Source organism: Psychroflexus sp. MBR-150 (assembly GCF_053628795.1).
Map to the genome: position 1 here is coordinate 19,663 of NZ_JBRJHB010000001.1, position 20,143 is coordinate 39,805.

17 protein-coding genes and 1 tRNA gene are annotated in these 20,143 nt (G+C 34.0%); 12 read left to right on the forward strand and 6 right to left on the reverse strand.

Annotated elements, in window-relative coordinates; all coding sequences use genetic code 11:
• The first annotated feature begins 344 nt into the window (after positions 1–344).
• Positions 345–1,067, forward strand: a complete 723-nt coding sequence (locus tag ACSSV5_RS00075; protein WP_454244281.1) for a hypothetical protein — start codon at positions 345–347, stop codon at positions 1,065–1,067.
• Positions 1,068–1,440: 373 nt separating this feature from the next.
• Here ACSSV5_RS00075 and ACSSV5_RS00080 read toward each other — a convergent pair whose 3' ends face one another.
• On the reverse strand, positions 1,441–2,190 hold the full coding sequence (locus ACSSV5_RS00080) for a hypothetical protein (RefSeq protein ID WP_454244282.1): 750 nt from the start codon (positions 2,188–2,190) through the stop codon (positions 1,441–1,443).
• A 185-nt stretch (positions 2,191–2,375) separates the two neighbouring features.
• On the opposite strand from ACSSV5_RS00080, the gene ACSSV5_RS00085 reads away from it, so the two are divergent.
• Complete coding sequence (locus tag ACSSV5_RS00085) at positions 2,376–2,567, forward strand: hypothetical protein (protein WP_454244283.1); 192 nt, start codon at positions 2,376–2,378, stop codon at positions 2,565–2,567.
• Between the two features lie 117 nt (positions 2,568–2,684).
• Here ACSSV5_RS00085 and ACSSV5_RS00090 read toward each other — a convergent pair.
• A tRNA-Phe gene (locus tag ACSSV5_RS00090) sits at positions 2,685–2,757 on the reverse strand.
• A 172-nt stretch (positions 2,758–2,929) separates the two neighbouring features.
• On the opposite strand from ACSSV5_RS00090, the gene ACSSV5_RS00095 reads away from it, so the two are divergent.
• The 6 genes from ACSSV5_RS00095 (at position 2,930) to ACSSV5_RS00120 (ending at position 10,577) form a co-directional block, all read left to right on the forward strand.
• Entirely contained in the window at positions 2,930–3,664 is a 735-nt protein-coding gene (locus ACSSV5_RS00095) for a type III pantothenate kinase (protein WP_454244284.1), read from the forward strand.
• Positions 3,657–4,898, forward strand: a complete 1,242-nt coding sequence (locus tag ACSSV5_RS00100) for a lipid outer membrane transport protein FadL-like protein (RefSeq protein ID WP_454244285.1) — start codon at positions 3,657–3,659, stop codon at positions 4,896–4,898. Before ACSSV5_RS00095 ends, ACSSV5_RS00100 begins: the two co-directional genes overlap by 8 nt.
• A 14-nt stretch (positions 4,899–4,912) precedes the next feature.
• Positions 4,913–6,289 (forward strand): tetratricopeptide repeat protein, encoded by a 1,377-nt coding sequence (locus ACSSV5_RS00105; protein ID WP_454244286.1) that lies wholly within the window; start codon positions 4,913–4,915, stop codon positions 6,287–6,289.
• 1 nt (position 6,290) lies between these two features.
• Positions 6,291–6,854: an LPS export ABC transporter periplasmic protein LptC gene (gene lptC / locus ACSSV5_RS00110; RefSeq protein WP_454244287.1), complete on the forward strand. Its 564-nt coding sequence runs from the start codon at positions 6,291–6,293 to the stop codon at positions 6,852–6,854.
• 268 nt (positions 6,855–7,122) lie between these two features.
• A complete protein-coding gene (locus ACSSV5_RS00115) occupies positions 7,123–8,415 on the forward strand; it encodes a hemolysin family protein (protein WP_211064974.1) in 1,293 nt (430 codons plus the stop codon).
• Positions 8,416–8,513: 98 nt separating this feature from the next.
• A complete protein-coding gene (locus ACSSV5_RS00120) occupies positions 8,514–10,577 on the forward strand; it encodes a peptidylprolyl isomerase (protein ID WP_454244288.1) in 2,064 nt (687 codons plus the stop codon).
• Positions 10,578–10,674: 97 nt separating this feature from the next.
• Here the strand turns inward: ACSSV5_RS00120 and ACSSV5_RS00125 are convergent, their stop codons facing one another.
• Positions 10,675–11,316 carry a uroporphyrinogen-III synthase gene (locus tag ACSSV5_RS00125; protein ID WP_454244289.1) on the reverse strand — a complete coding sequence of 214 codons (642 nt, stop codon included), beginning with the start codon at positions 11,314–11,316 and terminating at the stop codon, positions 10,675–10,677.
• 5 nt (positions 11,317–11,321) lie between these two features.
• Positions 11,322–12,230 carry a hydroxymethylbilane synthase gene (hemC, locus tag ACSSV5_RS00130; RefSeq protein WP_454244290.1) on the reverse strand — a complete coding sequence of 303 codons (909 nt, stop codon included), beginning with the start codon at positions 12,228–12,230 and terminating at the stop codon, positions 11,322–11,324.
• Positions 12,231–12,448: 218 nt separating this feature from the next.
• On the opposite strand from hemC, the gene ACSSV5_RS00135 reads away from it, so the two are divergent.
• Positions 12,449–13,600, forward strand: a complete 1,152-nt coding sequence (locus tag ACSSV5_RS00135) for a DegT/DnrJ/EryC1/StrS family aminotransferase (RefSeq protein WP_454244291.1) — start codon at positions 12,449–12,451, stop codon at positions 13,598–13,600.
• Positions 13,587–14,147 carry a nitroreductase family protein gene (locus ACSSV5_RS00140; protein WP_211064979.1) on the forward strand — a complete coding sequence of 187 codons (561 nt, stop codon included), beginning with the start codon at positions 13,587–13,589 and terminating at the stop codon, positions 14,145–14,147. Before ACSSV5_RS00135 ends, ACSSV5_RS00140 begins: the two co-directional genes overlap by 14 nt.
• 183 nt (positions 14,148–14,330) lie before the next feature.
• Here the strand turns inward: ACSSV5_RS00140 and ACSSV5_RS00145 are convergent, their stop codons facing one another.
• Positions 14,331–15,155, reverse strand: coding sequence for an SDR family oxidoreductase (locus ACSSV5_RS00145; RefSeq protein WP_454244292.1), 825 nt, complete (start codon positions 15,153–15,155; stop codon positions 14,331–14,333).
• 10 nt (positions 15,156–15,165) lie between these two features.
• Complete coding sequence (locus tag ACSSV5_RS00150; RefSeq protein WP_454244293.1) at positions 15,166–16,143, reverse strand: 3-oxoacyl-ACP synthase III family protein; 978 nt, start codon at positions 16,141–16,143, stop codon at positions 15,166–15,168.
• 217 nt (positions 16,144–16,360) lie between these two features.
• On the opposite strand from ACSSV5_RS00150, the gene ACSSV5_RS00155 reads away from it, so the two are divergent.
• Positions 16,361–18,079, forward strand: a complete 1,719-nt coding sequence (locus ACSSV5_RS00155) for a sodium:solute symporter (protein WP_454244294.1) — start codon at positions 16,361–16,363, stop codon at positions 18,077–18,079.
• An 11-nt stretch (positions 18,080–18,090) separates the two neighbouring features.
• Complete coding sequence (locus ACSSV5_RS00160; protein ID WP_454244295.1) at positions 18,091–20,046, forward strand: trehalase family glycosidase; 1,956 nt, start codon at positions 18,091–18,093, stop codon at positions 20,044–20,046.
• Positions 20,047–20,143: the final 97 nt, after the last annotated feature.

The following is a 20,143-nucleotide window of genomic DNA, read 5'->3' on the forward strand; positions in this document are numbered from 1 at the left end:
ATTTTATAGTATTGTTTGAACACATTTGATTTTCAATAAAACAACATCAATTGCATTACATTCCATTACGGCACAGCCCTTTTTCTCCCCAACCGACCAATTACTGCGCCAAACAGTGTTTAAAACATAGCAGTGGCGGTATTGCATACCTATTGCCACTACACCCGTTGTTCCACTCGCAGGCGGCTCGCGCCTTTGGATTACCTGCCAGTTACACGTTTTGAGTTATTATGGTTTGTAATGTTTCTATAACTTTAGGTTTTTTAGATAATCATTTATTCCAGTTTTAAATATAATTAAAATTGTATATTTGTTAAGATACATTCTTTAACCAATTACATATTATGAAACATATAATTATTTTATCCTTTATTGTATTATCTATTTTTCCACAAAATTTAAAAGCACAAAATGATGGTGCTGCAGTTGCAGCAGTAGCAGGTGGTTTATTAGCCATAGGTGTAGGTGTTGCAGCTGTGGAGCAAATGAAGGAACAAGCTGAGTTAAACGCAACAGAATGGTTTTTAGCCAATTACCCTAATTATGACCAATTCTCACTTAAAACTTTAGATTTTGATGGCAAGAAACTTAAAGATATGTCTTCAACATCTGTAATTTCATTTAGAATTCAAGATTTTGATATAGTAGACGATGAACCTAAGCTCGGTAGGAAGTTTGTACTATTTGGTTTTACAAGTTATGGCTGGATAAATGAGTATGGTATTAATTTTGACAAAGTCCGATGGTTTTTAATTGATAGTGAGGAATGGCTAAATATGATGGTTTCTTACTCAAAGGTCGCATCGGGTATTTCTAACGATAATGTTATAAGAGATGCATTAAAAAATGGTAAAGTAGTAAATAGAGGTATAAAGGTACGTAATGGTGATAATATTGATTTTTATAAAATAGACGGTGATATGTATTTAGCTACAGATTATTCTCCCGATATGAAGTTTATCTATAATGAACGGTCTTTTGGTATTTATTTAAAAGAAACAATGAATTTAATACAAATGAGCCGAGGGTCTTTAATAGAAATTCACGAATTCTTCTTTGATGATTAAATAGCAGTATTGTTACTGATTTTTTTAAACATATTTAAAACAAAAAAAGAAAACAAAGATATATGGCATTGCTACAGCCATCGCTATCGGGTAGTAAAGTTCAAGCCCTGCGGGTTTTTGAAAAAACTTTTTTTTTAAAACATTTCTAATACTATATTTCATTTTTTTATAGAAAAAACTTTTTCCAAAAAAACTTGACAACCCTATCCAAGCCATATGTGATATTGCTTTCTTTTTTTATTTTTTTTCTTTGTTTTCAAAATATTGGAAGGGAAATTAGAAAAGTAATACTTTTGAAGATATAAAAAGAAAACCCTACAAAATGAATTGCAGGGCTTTCTAAATTCAAAGGTTAAAATTTAAATCCTAAAATCTATGCGATTTCAACAATGCTTAACACGTTAAACGCACCGTTTTTAAGAATATATTGGTTACCGTTAACTTCCTGAAAAAACTCAACTAATAACAACATAAAATCATTACCTGATCCAGTTGGAACACCAGCAGGAACTAATGTTTGCGTCGCTGTAGTATTATCGATAGGTAAATTTACAGTTGAACTTAATTCAATTGCATTCTCACCAGTATCAAAATCAATTTTTGCAAACCCCGAAGTTAAACTCACGTGAGTAGCTCCACTTGGAAAATCAATATCATTTGCAGGGTTCAAGTTTGTTAATGTGACTTCACCTGTGACATTATCAACAGATAAAGGCGAAAACAAAATAGAATCCATAATGGCTCTATTGTTAAAATTGAAACCTTTCAAAATTTCTTTACCTTCTGGAGTAGCCAAACCTAAAGATACTTTTCTTTCTCCCCTTACGGAAGTTGTATCAAAGTTTTTTACTTTGGTCATTGCTTGCGTTAATCGACTTACTACACGATTATCTTTTGCTCTCATCAGTAAGTTTCTTACTGAAGTTCGCAATAATTTACCAGACGATGCAGACGCTCCAAACTCCGCTCCATTTTCGCGAGTTCTTACAAACGCAGGATCATTCTGGATTCTTTCTTTAGATACGCCACCTTTTGTTCTTACAAGATGACCATCTCTTGTTCTGTAGAACGTCATATTGTCTAACGTTCCTTCAATTTTTAAAATACCGCCTAATTTTGCCATTTCTAAATATTTTTAATGGTTATTATAGCACAAATATACAAATAAAAATAGATATTACTTATAGTGAATATCATATTGATAGATATTTCCTATATTTGTAATATATTCCAGCTTTAAATAAGGTAATAGCAGGGGTAAAGTATAGATAAAGTATGGATAGTGTATTAAACCAATAGAGTAAATCAATGAAAAAGAGAATTTGTATCTACCCTAAAGACATTGCCATCATCACAGGCAAAACAGAAAGATACGGCAGGAGTTTATTAAACCGTATCAGAAAGCACTTAAATAAACAACCCCACCAAGTAGTAAGTGTATCGGAGTTTTGCGATTATATGGGCTTAGAAGCAAAAGAAGTCAAAGAGTTTATAATATGATTATCAAAGATGATACCCTCTTTTTATAAACTTATCTACATTGAACCTGTTATTGAACCTCTTTTAAATTAAAAAACCCTAAAAGCTTGTTTTTTAAGCGATTAGGGTTTGTGAAAGTGGTGCCTCCAGGAATCGAACCAGGGACACAAGGATTTTCAGTCCTTTGCTCTACCAACTGAGCTAAGGCACCAGTTTTAATTTCCCAATTATGGCTTTTACTTTATTTTTTAATTTTCAGTCCTTTACTCTACTCCCGATACTTCGGGAAGCTAAGGCACCAGTTTTGGGTTTGCAAATATATATGCAATTATTGTATTGCCAAAACAATTATTCAAAAAAATCATTTATTACATTTGCAACCTATGAATGCAGTTATAGATATTGGTAATACTTTTGTTAAAGGTGCTTTTTTTGAAAATAATGAGATTGTTTGGCAAAATAAATCTAAACCTGTTCTGTTTCTTCAACATCTCAAAAAACAATTGATCAAAATTGATGAAACTCCAAATTTAATATATGCTGCCTCTGGAAAGGTCGATTTTAAGTGGATTGAGTTTTTTAATGCAAATTTTAAAGTATTCCATTTCAATCATAAAACTCCGCTACCTTTCAAAAATCTATATAAAACTCCTGAAACATTAGGCCTTGACCGCTTGGCATTAGTAGCCGCAGCTCATCAAATGTATCCACATAAAAATGTGTTGGTAATAGATACTGGGACATGTATCACTTACGATTTCAAATCGGCTGAAAATGCTTACTTAGGCGGGAATATTTCTCCAGGATTAGATATGCGTTTTAAAGCCTTACATCAGTTTACCGCTAATTTACCTCGGCTAAAAATTGAAAAACCAATGACTTCACCTTTAGGCAAAACGACCAAAGATGCTATACTAAATGGTGTAATTCAAGGAGTTGTATATGAAATAGATCAAAATATTACACGTTATAAGTCTGATTATAAAGATTTAACAGTTATTTTAACAGGTGGAGACCAACAATATTTGTCTGCACAATTAAAAAATAGCATATTTGCCAACTCAACTTTTCAACTAGTTGGATTGCATGCTATACTCGAATATCTTTTGAATGATTAAAAAAACATTTTTATTATTATTACTGTTTACCGTTAACCTCAATGCACAAGAAGGCACATTTTCGCCATATTCTTTTTTTGGTGTTGGTAACAATACCTTTAAAGGTACCACAGAAAATAGGTCGATGGGAGGAATTAGTTTATTTTCAGATAGTATTCATCTCAATTTACAAAACCCAGCATCTTACTCTAAGCTGAAACTTACAACTTTTAGTATAGCTACAACAGCCAATAGTCTTAAAATTGAAGAAGGCTCACAAACAGACAACATAAAATTTTCAACGATAGATTACATAGGTATAGGTATTCCTCTCAAAAAACTTGGGATAGGTTTTGGACTTAAACCTCTATCAGCCGTAGGTTATGAAATACAAAATATTGAGGATAATATCGCAGAATCATTAAATGGGAGAGGTGGCATTAATACATCATATATCTCTGCAGGGTTTAACGCTTACAAAAATTTAAGTGTTGGTGTAACCCTTAATTATAATTTTGGTGACATTGAAAATAAAAATTTAATAATTCAAAACAACATAGAACGCTCTTCAAGAGAGATTAATAATACCAACATTCGTGGCTTTACCTTTGATATAGGCTTGCAACACCAATTTGAGTTCAAGAAAAAATATACCGTTAAAACAGCTTTATCCTATTCGCCAGAAACTTCTTTAAATATTGATAATGATAGACAGCTCGCCACCATTGTTTTTGGTAGTGATGGCAGCGAAATTATAATTGACAGCAATGATGCCATTACCACATCTTCAGAAATTGATTTCGGTTCAAAAATTAATGCTGGTATAGGTATTGGTCAAGACAGAAAATGGTTTGCAGGATTAGAATATGTTTATCAAAGCAAGAGTGATTTTTCTGCAATAAATTTTAATAATAATATCGACTTAGATTTTGTATCATCTAACCAAATTAAGCTCGGTGGCTTTTTTATACCAAGATTCAACGCACCTCGTGGCTATTTGAAACGTATAGTTTATAGGGCTGGATTACGCTATGAACAGACAGGTCTAGAATATAAAGGAGAGTCGATAGATGAGTTTGGCATATCTTTTGGAGTAGGACTACCAGCAGGTCGATTATTCACCAATATTAATCTTGGTGCTGAATTTTGGCAACGCGGAAAAACAACAAATGATTTAATTCAAGAAAATTATTTCAGTTTTTTTGTAAGTTTGTCCTTTAATGATTTATGGTTTCAAAAACCAAAGTATAATTAAACAATATATAAACTATGAAAACGAAACTGTTTGTTTTATGTGTAACAGCTTTTTTGGGTTTAAACAACATTACAGCCCAAGAATGTACAAAAAATTTAAGCTTGTTTAATGATAGTGCAAAGGCTGGAATTTATCAAGATGCTTTACCACGGTATGAAAAACTTATAAAAGAATGCCCTGATTTCAATATTGTTTTATATAAACGGGCTGATAAAATGTTTGGAGAACTTGTTGATAAGGCTCAAAAAAATGGAGACAAATCCAAACAAAAGGAATATGCCCAAATGATGATTGATAATATCAAATTAAGAATGAAACATTTTACTAATGAAACTCCTTTTGGTAAATACAATGCTGAAATTGGTAAAATAATGTATGAAAATGATCTGGGTAGCCTTGACGAACAATTTAATTACTTTGAAGAATCTTGGAATAAAGATAGTGATAACTTTCACTCTCCTAAAGGGCTTTACATTTACTTCTTATTATATGATAAACAAGTAGATGCTGGCAAAAAATCTATAAATGACCTATTTGTAAAATACGATCAAATCATCAATCAAATAGAAAGAATGGAAAATGAGCAAGCCGTAGTGGCTAAAGACATTTTAGATAAAAAACAAAACGGTGAACAGTTGACTGCAAAAGAAAAAAGAAAAGAAAAAAATGCTGAAATTTATCTTAAAAATTACGACTTGATCAAAAAGGGAATTAATAAAGTGTTAGGAGATAAAGCTGATTGTGACAACCTTATACCAATGTATAATAAGAATTTTGAAGAAAAGAAAACAGATATAAACTGGCTTAGAATTGCTTCTTCAAGAATGAACGCAAAAGACTGTACTTCTGATCCGTTATTCTTTAAATTGGTAGAAGCACTTCACGATATTGAACCTTCTGCAAAAACAGCTTTATACCTTGGTAAATTAGCTATGCAAAATGGCGATGCCAACAAAGCTTTAGAATACTACAAAAACGCAGCTGAACTAGAAAAAGAACCACTTGACAAAGCTAAAGCATATTTTAGCATCGCTGAAGTCTATAAAAAAAGAGGGGCTTTTTCTTCTGCTAGAAATTACTACAACCTAGCTCTGAATAACAAACCTTCTATGGGTATTGCTTATCTAAGAATAGCAGACATGATTGCTAGCAGTGCTAACAACTGCGGTAATACAACTTTTGAAAAAAGAGCGGTTTATTGGAAAGCTGCAGATTATGCAAGACGTGCCGCAAGCGTAGATGCAAGTTTAAAAAGTCATGCCACAGAAACCGCTAATAGTTACGAGCAACGTGCTCCCTCAAAATCTGATATTTTCCAAGAAGGTATGCAAGGCAAAACTGTAACTTTCTCTTGTTGGGTTGGCGGTAGCGTAAAAGTGCCAAACCTTTAAAATGAAACTTAAAATAATAACTTTAAAAAGCATTGTAGTGATAATTTTTGCTGCAATGCTTTTTGCTTGTGATAGCAACCTCAACGAAGTCAATAAATTTAATTTAGAAGTCAATACACCACAAGGTGTTGCCAAAAACATCAATCTCTTTTTCACCGATAGTGGTGTTGTAAAGGCTAACTTAAAAAGTCCAAAAATGCTAGATTATTCTCATGAAAAATACCCTTACAGAATATTTCCTATTGGGGTTGAAGTAGATTTCTTTAATAGCGATTCCACAAAAAACACTGTCATAGCCGATTCTGCAATCGTTCACGCCAATTCTAATCTTATTGATATGAGAAAAAACGTGAAAATTATCACATCTGATAGCCTTGTTTTAACCACTTCTCAACTCTATTGGGATACAGCTAAACAATGGGTCTTTACAGACAGAAACTACAAAATACGCTTAGCTAACGGTACCGAAAATAATGGCACAGGCTTTGACTCTGACCAAGAATTTACGGTGTTTAACTCTAGAACCAATACCGGAATACAAGTCATTGAAGACAACTCACTTTAGGCTAAAGTTACATCGATAGCTAATACACTTTGCGTTTAATGGCTTAATATTTTCTTACCTTTGTAAAATCTAATTTTATAGCCGTGAAATTTTTTAAATTCTTTCAATACGCTTATCTCGTATTTGCCATTTTATTTGTAGTTCGAGCTTTTGTGGTTTGGCAAGATTCCTATCAACAAGCTTTACTCCTTATTTTTTTAGCCCTAGTTGCCATTTTTATGTTCTTTTTTAAAAGACATTTTAGAAATAAATATAAAGACAAGTCATAATGCAAATTGAATGGCTCATCATTATCATTTCCCTTTTGCTATCTGCTTTTTTTTCAGGTATGGAAATTGCCTACGTTTCTTCTAACAAATTGCATATTGAAATTGAAAAAAAACAAAACAACTTTATTGCTAAAGCTCTAAAACAACTTACCGAAAAACCTTCAAAGTTTATTGCCACAATGCTACTTGGCAACAATATCGCCTTAGTGATTTATGGCTTGTTTATGGGTGATGTTTTAACCGATTGGCTTGCTGATTTCCATACAAATAATTCGGTTTTGTATTATTTTACGCACGAGGCTAAATTATTTACTCAAACTTTAATTTCTACTGCACTTATTTTGGTTACTGCAGAATTTTTACCTAAGGTTTTTTTTCAAATTTATGCCAATCAAATTATTAGAATTCTAGCCCTGCCAGCAATTATCTTTTACTACATATTTTGGCTATTTACAGATTTTATAATTGGATTGACGGATATTATCCTTAAAAAAATATTTAAAGTCAAAGGCGATACCGTTCAACTCAATTTCACAAAAGTTGAGCTTGGTCACTATATCAGCGAGCAAATGGAGTCTAAAGAAGTTGATGAAGAGGTGGATTCAGAAATTCAAATCTTTCAAAACGCCCTGGAGTTTTCAAATGTCAAAGCACGAGAAGTGATGATACCAAGAAACGAAATTGTAGCGGTTGAAATTGATGAAAACCCCAATAAACTCATCGATTTATTTACAAAAACAGGACTTTCAAAAATTTTGGTTTACAAAGAAACCAACGATGATATAATAGGTTATGTACATTCCTTTGAAATGTTTAAACATCCTCAACATATCTCTGAAATATTAAGATCAGTAATCTTTGTCCCAGAAACTGTTCATGTCAAAGAAATCCTGAACAACTTAATTAAAAAACAAAAAAGCATTGCCGTTGTTATAGACGAATACGGTGGCACAAGTGGGATGATGACCGTAGAAGACATCGTAGAAGAACTCTTTGGCGAAATAGAAGACGAACACGACCCAGTAGTACTTATTGAAGAAGTGGTTAAAGAAAATACTTACAAATTTTCAGCACGACACGAAGTCGATTACCTCAATGAAAAATATAAAATCAATATTCCCAAAAGTGAATCATACGAAACTCTGGGTGGATACATTATGAATCACGCTGAAGAAATTCCAGAAGCCAACACCAGTTTTGTCATTGATAATTTTAAAATCAAAATTCTTGAAGCCTCTACCAAAAAAATAGAACTCATACAACTTTCTGTGAATGAACAAGAAGACAAATAAAATAAAAGAGACTGTCAGATAAATAATAAGCCGATATATGACTTATTTTCAACAAAAACCTTATTTTCGCAAACTATATTTTTATAAAAAAAGCATAAATGGCAATATTAAATTCAATACGTAAAAAAACAGCAATCCTTATCCTTATAATTGCACTGGCACTTTTTGCCTTTGTATTGTCAGATTTAATCAACACTAGTGGTTTTTCTTCTGAAAAATCTGTTCAAGAAATAGGAACAGTTGGCGATAAAAAAATCGATAGAGTTCAATTTGCTCAAAACGTTGAAAACTACATCCAACAAACTCAAGGTCGTGCAACAACCATGCAAGCCGTTAAACAAGTTTGGGATGCTAAAGTCCAAGAACTTGCCCTGGAAGAAGAGTTTGAAGAACTTGGAATTGAAGTTGGTCGTGACCAAATTATTGCTAAACTTTCTGAAACCTTAGCAGGAAATCCAAATTTTTCTAATAGCGAAGGCTTTTTTGACGAAGCAGTAATGACCGAATATCTCGCAAACTTAAAAGAAACACAACCTCAACAATTTCAACAGTGGCAAAACTATGAAAATAGCGTTGCCAACCAAGTAAAACAAGAAATCTACTTTAACCTTATTAAAGCTGGCGTTGGTGCTACTTTGCTCGAAGCCAAAGAAAATTATAAGTTACAGTCAGACAATGTAAGTTTTCAAGTGGTTCGTATTCCATTTGATAAAGCAGAAGATGTTGAAGTTTCAACTTCGGAAATAGAAAATTATATCAAAAAAAATCCAAAGCAATTTCAACAAGAAGCTCAAAGAGATATTCAATATGTTTTATTTGAAGACAAACCTTCAAAAAAAGATATTGAGCAGGCTAAAGCCAATTTAGAAAATCTTATCGAAGATTTTAAAACAACTGAAGATGAAAGTGCATTTATCAATATAAATTCAGACGAACCTTACAACGCAACTTTTAAATTTGAAAACCAATTACCATCTGATATAAAGCATGAACTTCTATCATTAGATATAGGTGAAGTTTATGGACCATACAAAACATCTGAGGCTTGGAAGGCTACTAAATTAGTCGAAACCCAAAAAATGCCAGACTCAGCCAAAGCAAGTCATATTTTAATTTCAACTCAAGACCCAAACATACAACGTACACCAGAAGAAGCTAAAAACTTAGCCGATAGCCTGCTTGCAGTTATAAAAGCTAATCCATCTAAAATGGATGAGCTTGCTAAAGAATTTTCTGCTGACACTGGTAGTGCTGAAAAAGGTGGTGATTTAGGATGGAATGGATATGGCAGATTTGTCCCTGCTTTTAACGAGGCTGTTTTCAACAATGAGCCTGGCTTTAAAACAGTTGTTGAAACAAGATTTGGTTACCACGTCATCCACGTCAAAGAACATTCAGAAAAAAGCACAATGTATAAGTTTGCTGATTTAGTGGTTAAGATCAAACCTTCTGAAGAAACCTTAAATGAAGTTTACAGAAATGCTGGTAACTTTTTATTAAACGCAAAGAATGGCGAGTTTACTGAAGTTGCAAAAGAAAACAATTATGAAGTTAAGCCTGTTCTTGGCGTGAAAGCCTTAGACGAGCAAATTCCTGGTCTTGGTGCACAACGACAAATTGTAAATTGGGCATTCAATGAAGAGAGTTCAGCTGGCGATATTAAGCAATTTGATATAGACAAAGGTTACGCTGTAGTTCAACTTAACAAAATTAAAAAAGAAGGCTTACAGTCTGCTCAACAAGCTTCAGCAAAAGTAACTCCCATTTTAGAAAAACAGAAAAAAGCCAAAGCAATTATCTCTCAAATAAACTCACAAGATTTAAATGAAATTGCCAGTCAATTTAATGTTAGCGTTCAAACAGCTAATGCTGTAAATATGCAAAACCCGCTAATTCCTGGTGCTGGTGATGAACCTAAAGTCGTAGGAGTAGCCTTTGCTTTAGAAAAAGGTGAAATTAGCCAACCTGTTGAAGGCCAAAAAGGAGTTTATGTGATTAAATTAATTCAAAAAACTGAAGCTCCTGCCTTAGCTTCTTATAAAAATGAAGCACTTAAAGAAACTCAAAAACGCATCCAAAAACTACAAAACCCTAAAAATGATGTTATTGAAGCTTTAAAAAAAGCTAAAGACATTAAAGACAATAGGGCAAAGGTTTATTAACCTTCAGACCTTTTAAAAATATTATTAAATAAAGCTGTCCTAAACAGGCAGCTTTTTTGTTGCAATATCTCTACCCATTCAACTGAGGTTAGTTTATTCAGGTTAGGGTCTTAATAGCTTTTAAAATCACACTATCAACACTGGTTTTTGAAGCTTGATAAACTTCTTTTGTATAATATTCAGCAACCTTTGCTGTGGTTTTGCCTATACAAATTGCTATAGGTTTTTGGTTGTGAATTTCATAATAACTTTTTACCCCAAGTGGACTAAAACACAACACCGCATCAAATGTGTTAAGAAATGTTTTTAAATGACATACAGAGTCATAAAGATGATATTCTTTTAAAGATACATTATGTTTAGAAAGTATATCAGGCAAATCGTTTCGTCTTTGTTTAGAACAAAAAAAATCAAAATGTTCATCAGGGTAATACCTGATGATTTGTTCTGCTAAGTCTTTAGCATAATCGGCTTTAAGTTGAACATTGAGGTTAAAGCTTTTAAGATATTCTGCGGTTTTATCGCCAACGCAAAACACATTGTTAATTTTTATGTTTTGAGCCATAGCCAATCGCACTGCATTTTGACTGGTAAAAACGCCATTTTTAAAATGTGTTGGCAAATCAGGATATAAAGCTTTAATTTGAACCGCATTGTATTCGACCAAGCTAATATCAGCAGCAAACAAATGTCGCTTTTGAATGGGATTTAAAATTTTAGTAGATAACACAAGTGGCATAACGGCTATAGAATTTCTCTTAATTCATCCATCAATTGATTGCCACCTTGGTTTAATATGTCTTTGGCACAGATTTCCCCAAAGCCTTTGTGATCAGAAATTTTGCATTTCTTTTCAATATAAAAACGCTGCTTACCATCAAGACTCAAAAGAACACCTTCAAAATGAATATCATCAGCTTTGATTTGAGCTAAAGCCCCAATAGGTGCTGTGCATCCACCTTCTAAAGTCCTTAAAAATGAGCGTTCTATATTTACGCAAATATTTGTTTTTTCGTCATTAAGTGGTTTAATTGCATTTGATATTTTAGGCTGATTTTCTCTACAAACCACGAGCATTGCTCCTTGAGCTGGTGCAGGAATCATCCAATCTAATATTTCACTATTTTCTGATGTAAATTGAATACGCTCTAAACCTGCAGCAGCAAAAATGGCTGCATCCCAGTTGTTGTCTTCCAACTTTTGAAGTCTGGTATTAACGTTCCCCCTGAGGTTACTCACTTTATGATTGGGATAGCGGTTAAGCCATTGGGCTTTTCGCCTTAAACTTCCTGTAGCAATGTGCCCTGTTTGTTTTAAAAAATCCAATCCTTTGTGAATCAAAATATCATAAGGATTGGCACGCTTCAAAACTGCTGCTTCAATGAGGGTTTTGGGTAATTGAGTAGGCACATCTTTCATAGAATGCACGGCCAAATCGATGTCGCCTTTGATAAGTGCTACATCTAAGCTTTTGGTAAAAATGCCCGTGATGCCCATTTCATAAAGTGGCACATCCAAATTTAAATCACCACTTGATTTGACGGGATGCAAAATACTGTTCACGCCGTTATCTTCCAATTGCTTCTGAACTGTTTTAGCTTGCCATAAAGCCAATTCGCTATCTCGAGTTCCAATGATAAGTGGTTTCATCAAATATTTTTCTGAATAAATTCAAAAATAGAAATTTTAATGCTTAAATGGGTTTTTAAATGATAAGATTAATCATTATCCGAATTTTTTAAACCCCATTAAGAAGTCAAGTTGCATTGAGTTTTATCCTTACAGCTTAATCTCAAAATATTTAAAAATGCGAGACTAAAAACTACAAGCTAATCCCTATTTTTACATTTTAAATCAAACATCCAATTCTTATGTCTCAACCTTCAAAAATATGGTTATCTTCTCCACACATGGGAGGTCATGAACAAGACTTCATCAATGAAGCTTTTGAAGCTAACTGGATTGCTCCGCTTGGTCCAAATGTCAATGGTTTTGAAAACGATCTTAAAACCTACTTAAAAACGGATAAACAAGTTGCAGCTTTAAGTAGCGGAACAGCAGCCATACATTTAGCTTTAGTGCAACTCGGGGTTTCCCATGGCGATGAAGTTATTTGCCAAAGTTTTACCTTTTGCGGTTCTATAAATCCGATTGTGTATCAAGGTGCAAGGCCTATTTTAGTAGATAGTGAACCAAACTCTTGGAATATCTGCCCTAAAGCACTTGAAGAAGCCATTAAAGACAGAATTCAAAAACGTAAAAAACCTAAAGCCATTATTGCGGTTCACTTGTATGGAATGCCATATCAAGTTGAACAGGTCAATGCAGTTGCAAAACAATATGATATTCCTATAATTGAAGATGCTGCAGAAGCCTTAGGATCAACCTACAACAATCAAAACTGTGGCACATTTGGTGACTTTGCCGCTTTGTCATTTAATGGAAATAAAATTATAACGACCAGCGGTGGAGGTGCTTTGGTTTGTAAAAATCAATCTTCAAAAGAGAAAACCGTTTTCTATGCCACACAAGCCCGAGACAATGCTGAACACTATCAACATACCGAAATTGGCTATAATTATAGAATGAGTAATATTGTTGCAGGAATCGGTCGAGGACAAATGCAGGTTTTAGATGAGCACATAGCCTTAAGACGTGAAATGCACCAATTCTATAAAAACATTTTTGAAAATATAAATAGCATTGAAGTCTTTGAAAAAGAAGATAATAAAGTGTTTTCAAATTATTGGTTATCTGCTATTACGATTAACGAAAAAGCAAATTTTACAAGAGAAGATTTGAGATTATTTCTTTTAGAAGACAATATAGAAAGCCGACCTCTTTGGAAACCCATGCACTTACAGCCTGTATTTAAAGATTGTCCTTATTACGGCACAAACGTTGCTGAAAAATTGTTTGACCGTGGCTTATGTTTGCCTTCAGGTTCAAATTTAACTGATAAAGAAAAGTATAGAATAGAAACAAAACTTACAGCTTTTTTAAAATACTATGGACATATTTGATTGTATAAAACACAGACGCTCAGTTTATCCACATCAATTTACCGATGAAGTTATTCCTGATGAAGATATTCAAAAGCTTTTAGAATTAGCCAATTGGGCACCTACGCATCGCAAAACTGAACCTTGGCGATTCAAAGTTTTTAGTGATGATTTTAAAGCTAAAGCGGCTAAATATTTTAAGGATATTTATCTCAAAACATCAGAAAAACCAAAACGTTTTAAGGCTAAAAAAATTGTAGAAAAATTTGATCAATCTAGTCACGTTATAGCAGTTTGTATGCAAAGAGACCCAAAAGAAAGCATCCCAGAATGGGAAGAAATCGCTGCAACAGCCATGGCAGTGCAAAATATGTGGTTGGCTACTTCAAGTTTAAATATTGGAATGTATTGGAGTACGCCAGCATTTAAAAATCATCTCGGCAAACTCGTTTCATTAAATGAAGGGGAAAATTGCTTGGGCTTTTTGTATCTCGGAAAATTTGAAGATAAATTGCCTTTGCTTGAAAGACAATCAAGTATTGATGATAAAACAGATTGGTTAAAATAACAAAACTTCGATATAAATTCCAATAAAATATAGATATTTAATCATTTGTCATGTCGATAGAGCAAAGCATGAGCGTCGAGAAATCGCAGTAGGATGAGATTTCTCCTCATTCTTCGTTTTATTCCGAAAACTCAATCAATTTAGCGATTTATATCTCTAAACTTGCTTTTTTAATGATAAATGCTATCCCATGATATTGTAACCACCATCCACATGTCTAATCTCGCCTGTAATTCGCATATCTGGCCTGAGTAAATGAGCTACTTCATAAGCTAAATCTTGAGGATGAGCATTGCCAAGAGGACTTTTTTGCCCTGCAAATTCCACATCAGAAGAGTTAAGGGTTGCAGTTCCAGCCTTGCTACCAAGATAAGGTGAAAATCTAACACAATTGACTCGTGTGCCATTTTGACGACCAAGTTCGTCTGCTAACTCAATGGTAATACGCTCTAAAGCGGCTTTAGCAATACTGATATTTCGATAAGGATGGAATGTAACTTTTTGAGCAGCAATATAGCTCAGCGAACAAATTGACGATCCAGGGTTCAATAAATCAAATGCCTTCAAATTTGCTATTAGACTAACCAATGAAAAAGCTGAAACCTGCATAGTTTCACAGAATTCATCAAAATTGACTTCAAGTAAAGGTTTTACTTTTTTGTTTCTGATGGTTTTGTCCATAGCTATGGCGTGAAGCAAGCCATCTACGGGTTGATTTTTATCTTTTAATTTTTGGCAAAAATCGTTTATGCTTTCAGGAAGGGTAACATCTAAAATATGAGTTTCAACATCTTTGCCTAATTCGGCTTCTACACTATCTTCAAAATGCTGATAACTCTGATTTAAAAATGCTTGAGCACGCTCCGATAAATTTTTATGAAAAGAACTCACGCCAAGACCAGTACAAATCACTTTTCCCTTGTTTTTAATAATTTCTTTAGCCACATACATAGCAAGAGAATGCTTATCGGCAATGCCAGTGATAATGTAGGTTTTTCCTTTAAACATAGTTTTGTTTTTACCATTTATAAAGCGCAGTTCCCCAAGTCCAACCTGCACCAACAGCAGCAAAAATAAGGTAGTCGCCTTTTTTGAATTTTCCAGCTTTATGAGTTTCATCTAAAACCAAGGGAATTGTTGCTCCAGAGGTATTGGCATACTTATCCATATTGGTTGTTACGCGTTCAAAAGGTAATCCTATGGTTTTAGCAATGCTTTTAAGAATTCCTATACTCGGTTGGTGAGGTATCATATACTGAATTTGATCAATGCTAATTAGATTGCGTTTAAGAATATTTTTAATAGATTTAGGCACGACTTTGATTGCCGTATCAAAGACTTCTTTACCATTCATTTGAAAGTAATGTTGCTTGTTTTTTAAACTATCTGACGAAGCTGGTTGCTCAGAACCACCACCAGGAATAGTGAAATGCTCTTTGCCACGACCATCAGAATGCATATCAAAATCGATGAAGCCTTTGTCTTTATCAGTTGTTTGGCTAAGCACTAAAGCACCAGCACCATCGCCAAAAAACACAGAATCTCGACGCTCCCAATCGGTAATGGTTGAAAAAGTATCTGCACCAATAACCAAAACGTTGTTATAACGTCCCGTTTTGATAAACTCATGAGCCACAGCAATTGTAAATAAAGCTCCCGAACAAACAGCAGCAACATCAAATGCTACAGCTTGGTAAGCTTTTATTTTGTCTTGAACAAAACAGGCACATGAAGGTGCTTGTCTATCTGGTGTGGTTGTTGCTACCACAATCATATCAATATCTCCGACTTGAAGACCAGCGTTTTCAATAGCATTTAATCCTGCTTTAGCAGCTAAATCAGAGGTCGTTTCGTTTTCGACTACGTGTCTTTCTTTGATGCCTAGATTTTTATATATCCATTCGTCGTTAGAACCGACTTTTTCAAAAAATGAATTTGGAATGATTTTATCTGGAGTGTATGACCCTGTTCCGCTGATGAAAACGTTTACGCTCATTATAAAAATGATTAATAAATTAACTTTCAAAGTTATAAAAAATTTGTTTTGTGAAGTTATATTTGATATTATTTATGTCTTTGAAATTGAAATTTATCAAAATGAAAATAATGTAAGCGTTTACATTAATTTTTTAAGGATTGTATTAAATTTTTTTACATATATTCACAATCGTATTGTTAAACCTAACAAAATTATTTCTTAAAAAACTATCAATATGAATGATTTATCTATCATCGACATCAGTGTAATTGTGATTTATTTGGTTGGCATCATTATCTATGGGATTAGCAAATCAAAGCGTAGTGGTTCCGAAGACTATTTTTTAGGGGGTCGCACAATGACTTGGCCTATTGTAGGTATAGCCTTGTTTTCTGCAAACATATCCAGTTCAACTTTGGTTGGTTTAGCTTCTGATGCATACCAAACTAATGTTCATGTGTATAACTACGAGTGGATGGCGGTCATAATTTTAATATTTTTTTCAATATTTTTTCTACCGTTTTATTTACGCTCAAAGGTTTACACAATGCCAGAGTTTTTAGAACGTCGCTACGATAGACGTTCGCGCTATTATTTTTCGATGATAACAGTGATTGGTAACATTTTAGTTGATACCGCAGCTGGTCTTTATGTAGGAAAAATCGTTTTATCTCTATTATTTCCTGACATTAGTTCAACCATAATTCTCGTGATTTTGGCAGTTGCTGCTGCAGCTTATACAATTCCTGGTGGTTTGAATTCCGTGATACAAACCGAGGTTATTCAAGCTGTTTTATTGATTATAGGCTCTTGTTTAATTACTTATTTTGCATTTGACCAACTTGGTGGAGGCTGGGATGCTATGATGACTGCCGTTGACGGTTTATTACAATCTGGTGATATTGATTTTTCTGAACGTGCAGCGGCTGGTAAATACATTCCGCAAACTTCAGATCAGGTTTTTAGTTTAGTTCGACCATTGAATGATGAGTTTATGCCGTGGTGGGGTTTGCTTACTGGCGTGCCATTGCTTGGATTTTATTTTTGGGCTAACAATCAATTTATGGTTCAGCGTGTTCTTGGGGCAAAAGACCTTAATCATGGTCGATGGGGTGCTTTGTTTGCCGGACTTTTAAAACTTCCTGTGATTTTAATTATGGTTGTTCCTGGTGTTTTAGCCTTGATTTTGTTTCATAATCTTGATATTTCAGAATTACATTATGTGTTGACAGACGGAAGTATTTGTAATGATTTAGCAAATTGTCCTAATTTGACTTATCCTGTTTTGCTTTTTAAGTTGCTCCCAACTGGTATTTTAGGCTTGGTGGTTGCAGGCTTGATGGCCGCTATGATGTCGTCGGTATCGGCTACTTTTAATTCAGCATCAACTTTGGTAACGATGGATTTTATCAGAAATATAAAACCTGATTTTACCAGTAAGCAATTAGTAAAAGCTGGACAAATCACTACTGTTATTTTGGTTGTTTTGGCCATTGCATGGGTGCCATTTATCGAGCGTGTTAGTGATTCGTTGTGGACATACCTACAATTGGTCATTGCCTATACCAGTCCGCCAGCTGTAGCGACCTTTATCTTGGGTTTGTTTTGGAAACGAGCAAATGCTAACGGATCTATTGTGAGTTTGATCACAGGATTTTTGTTAGCCTTATTTGCTATTTTATCTCAAGTTTTTGGTTGGGTGCCGTTCATCAATGATTTGCATTTCTTGGCTATTGCTACGTGGTTGTTTATAATTTCAATAATTATCCATACGGTTGTGAGTCTTGCTACAGCACCGCCACCACAACAACAAATAGATGAATATACGTATAAACGTTCAATCTTTAAAACTGAAACCGAAGAACTTAAATCCGTAAAATGGTATCATAATTTTAGGATTTTGGCTGTTATTTTATTAGTTGTTACCGCTATAGTTGTAATCAGTTTTTGGTAAAATTAAATACTATGCAAAATAGATTTCAAATTTTAATACTTGTTTTTTTATTTATGTCTTGTCAAGATAAAACAACATTAGATATTTTAAAAGTAAATGTCAAACAAACGCTTTCGTCTTTAGAGCAAGATGAAGATACCGACAGAGATAAAAAAATCACCAAAGAAGATACGGGAGATAAATCTTATACCATCAAAACCATTGATGGTCAAAAGGTTTTGATAGAAAGCACCTATTATTTATCAAATCTTTTGCAAGAATTGGCGACGGCTAAAAATAAAGGTCAAGACATTGTAGAAATTCCGCTGAGTCGCATCAAAGAAAAACCTGCAGAGCGTCTATCGCGTTTGATTAAAACCAGATACTGGAACAATTTAACAAGACGTGTGGATAAATCAGGGCTTGAACGCATATTGACTGACAGCAAAGCTTCTGATAGCTTAATACGCAGGCTTTATGTCCCTGCTACAGATTCGATAGGAATTGACTATTTCAAAAATATTGAAAGCGAATTTGAGCGTTTTAAAGTTGTGGTTTTACCCCAAAATATTTCGCCTGAATATGTCAAATCTATCAACGACAAGCCTGGAATTTTAAGCCTAAAAATTAAAGATAACAAAGGCGTTCCTTTTGTCGTTCCTGGCGGTCGTTTTAACGAAATGTATGGTTGGGATTCTTATTTTGAAAGCGTTGGTCTAAATCTTGACGGGCGACAAGATTTGTCAAAAGCCATGATTGAAAATTTCGCCTATGAAATAAAACACTACGGCAAAATTTTGAATGCCAATCGCAGCTACTATCTCACCCGAAGTCAACCGCCTTTTATGACGTCTTTTATTAGAGAAACCTACGAAAGTACAAACGAAAAAGACAGTTTATGGTTAAAAGAAATGACACGGGCAGCAATGCAAGAATACTTTGAAGTTTGGATGGAAAAAGGTAAAAAGTTAACTCAAAACGGGCTAAATCGTTATTATGCGGAAGGCATCGGTATTCCACCAGAAACGGAGCCAGGTCATTTTGATGAGCAACTTGAAATGTATGCTGAAAAATATGATATGTCTTTAAAAGAGTTTACTGAGGCTTATCAAAATGGAAATTTGCCTGCTCGTGAAAACTTAAAAACCGATTTGAACTTGCCTAGTTTAGACGAATACTTTTTGCACGACCGCAGTCTAAGAGAAAGCGGTCACGACACCACTTGGCGTCTCGATGGTGTTTGTGCCGATTTGAATACCGTGGCTTTAAACAGTTTGCTTTATAAATATGAAACTGATTTTGCTTACCTTATCAAAACTTATTTTAATAATTCATTCACTTATGGCAATCAAACTTTTGAGGCTAAATATTGGTTAGATAAAGCTAAAGATAGAAAACAACTTGTAAACGAATTGCTTTGGAATGAAAAAGATAAAGTGTTTTACGACTATAACTTTGAAACCCAAGAACCTTTGGTTTATGAATCTGCAACTAACTATTATCCACTTTGGGCAAAATTAGCTACAAAAGAACAAGCGGAACATCTTAAAAGCAGTTTGCTTAAAACCCTAAAAGCAAGATGTGGCATTTTAGCTTCGTCAAAAGCTTCAGTTGAGCGTTACGCCACAAGCGATGTAGCACGCCAATGGGATTATCCAAACGGTTGGGCTCCGCATCAAATGATGATGTGGAAAGGTTTGATGAATTACGGCTATGATGAAGAAGCCCAAGAATTGATTTACCGCTGGTTATGGTTGATTACCAAAAATGCTGCCGATTATAATGGCACTATACCTGAAAAATATGATGTGGTAAATTGCACTCATAAAGTTTACGCTGAATATGGCAATGTTGGTACAAAGTTTAACTACATCACACCATCTGGTTTTGGTTGGATGAATGCGTCTTATCAATACGGCTTGCATTTGTTAAAAGCAGATTTAAGAGACAAGCTCAATGACTTGGTTGAACCGGAAATATTGTTTTGATAGTTTAAATTCAAAAACTACTTGATGTTTTTAAGTTTTAACCCGAATTATTCAATAAGAAATTTACTATTGAATAATGACAAAAAATGCTGTAGTG